Source organism: Candidatus Streptomyces philanthi, assembly GCF_059553635.1.
The window spans coordinates 1-2,002 of sequence record NZ_JCANQV010000533.1 but is presented as its reverse complement, the minus strand read 5'-3'; the positions used below and the strand labels follow the sequence as shown (position 1 = coordinate 2,002).

At 74.9% G+C, this 2,002-nt stretch carries 2 protein-coding genes; both read right to left on the bottom strand.

All coding sequences use genetic code 11. From position 1 onward, the window contains the following. Positions 1 to 24 precede the first annotated feature (24 nt). Positions 25 to 966, bottom strand: a complete 942-nt coding sequence (locus AC51EU_RS29920) for an NADP-dependent oxidoreductase (protein WP_496270227.1) — start codon at positions 964 to 966, stop codon at positions 25 to 27. 152 nt (positions 967 to 1,118) lie between these two features. After that, positions 1,119 to 2,002 (bottom strand): ABC transporter substrate-binding protein (locus AC51EU_RS29915; protein WP_496270226.1); only part of this gene is annotated, 884 nt, incomplete at its 5' end.

Here is a 2,002-nt window from a genome sequence, read left to right as displayed (position 1 = left end):
TGACACGGGCGCGGACCGTGCCCGTCAGAACGTCAGGACCGTCTTGCCCTGCGCCCGTCCGCTGCGGCTGGCCGCCAGCGCGTCCGGGGCCTCCTCCAGCGGCACCTCGTGCCCCACCAGCACCGTCAGCCGGCCCGCGTCGACCTGCCCGGCCAGGATCTCCAGCAGCTGCGGGGAGGGGCGGTTGACGAAGTTGAAGCCGCGCAGATTGTGTTCGGTGAGCACGTCCGCGTCGGCCGAGCCGATGGTGGAGACCGCGGTGCCGCCGTCCCGCACGGTCCGGGTCATCTCGTCGAACTCCTCGGGGCCCCCGGTCATGTCGATCAGCACGTCGACGCCGTCCGGGTACGCCGCCAGCACCTGGTCGGCGACCGGCCCCGCCGTCTGGTCGACGGTCGCGGCCGCGCCCAGGGCCCGCATCAGCTCCGCCTTCGACGGCCGCGCGGTGGCGATGACCTCGGCGCCCCGGCCCGCGGCCAACTGGGTGGCGAAGGTGCCGACACCCCCGGTCGCGCCGACGATCAGTACCCGCTTCCCCTCGCAGATCCGGGTCTCCTCGACCAGGTTGTACGCGGACATCCCGGCCGTCGGCAGCGCCGCCGAGGTGGCATAGGTGACGGTGCGGGCGGCCGGGGCGATCGCGTGCTCGTCCGCGACCGCGACCTCGGCGTACGAGCCGCCGCCCCGCTCCGGCCGCTGGAACTGCCCGAACACCGCGTCCCCGGCCGTGAACCGCCGCACCCCGGCCCCCACCGCCAGCACCTCGCCCGCCCCGTCACTGCCCATCACCAGCGGGAACCGCGCCTTCACCGCGTCCCCGAACAGCCCGTCGGCGAGCTTCCAGTCGACCGGGTTCAGCCCGGCCGCGGCCATCCGCACCAACACCTCGCCCCGCCCGGGTTCGGGCTGCGGCAGTTCCATGAGCTGTGGCTGTTCACCGAATGCCCTGACCGCTACGGCTCTCATGTGGCGTTCCCTTCCACCCGACCGACCGGAAGCCGGTGTGGATCGTAAGCACGCGGGTGGTGCCGGGCGCGGCAGGACGGGAGGCCGTGCCCCGGAAGCAACTCGTACGGCCCCCGGCAAGACAGGCCCATGGCGCACGCGGGCGCCCGGCGTCACGGCTTCGGCAGCAGCCCCTTGGACACGAGATAGGTGTGCGCGACGTCCTCGGGCAGCCGCCGCCGGACGTCGACCTGCGCGTCGAGACGGGCGAGGTCGGCGGTGGTCAGTACGGCGGTGAGACGGTCGAGGGCGGCCCTGGCCCGGGGGCCTTGGGCGAGGCCGCGGTGGACGACGGGAACGAGGTGGTCGGCGTTCTGGAGGTTCCTGTCGTCGGCGAGGAGGACGAGGCCGAAGCGGCCGAGGGTGGCGTCGGTGCTGGTGGTGAGCAGCATCTGGTCCTCCCCGTTCTGCACGGCCTGCTTGGCGGGGACGGTGCCGACGCCCTTGGGGTCCACGGCGGTGACCCGGATGCCGTACGTCCCGCGCAGGCCCGGCGCGCAGTACGGCCGCCGTACGCACTCGTCCCCGGCCGCGAGCCGCACCGGGAGCCGTGCGCGCCCCAGGTCGCTGAGGGTGCGCAGGCGGTGCCGCGCGGCGTAGGAGGCGCTGACGGCGAAGGCGTTGCGGTCGACGGCGCGCCCCGGGGCGAGGACGTCCAGGCCGCGCGGGGCGGCGAGGCGGCGGAGCGCGGTCATGGTGCGGCCGATGTCGGGCGAGGCGACGGGAGCGGCGGACGGGCCGTGGGCCTTGGTGTTGAGCCAGTCGGCGAGGGTGGCGGCGTACTCGGGGACGACAGCGATCCGGCCGCTCTCCAGGGCCGGCTCGTACAGCTCCCGGTTGCCGACGGTGAGGACCTCGGTGCGGAACCCGGCCCGGTCGAGCAGCGCCGCGTACATCCGGGCCAGCAGCTCGCTCTCGGTGAAACCGGCCGAGCCGACCACCAGCCGGCCACCGGGGGCGGCGGTGACCGCGCCGCGGTGCTCCAGAGAGGGGCCCG

Bases quoted from the DNA above. Each gene is read 5' to 3' on its own strand.
- AC51EU_RS29920 (WP_496270227.1), bottom strand. From the start codon at position 966: ATGAGAGCCGTAGCGGTCAGGGCATTCGGTGAACAGCCACAGCTCATG.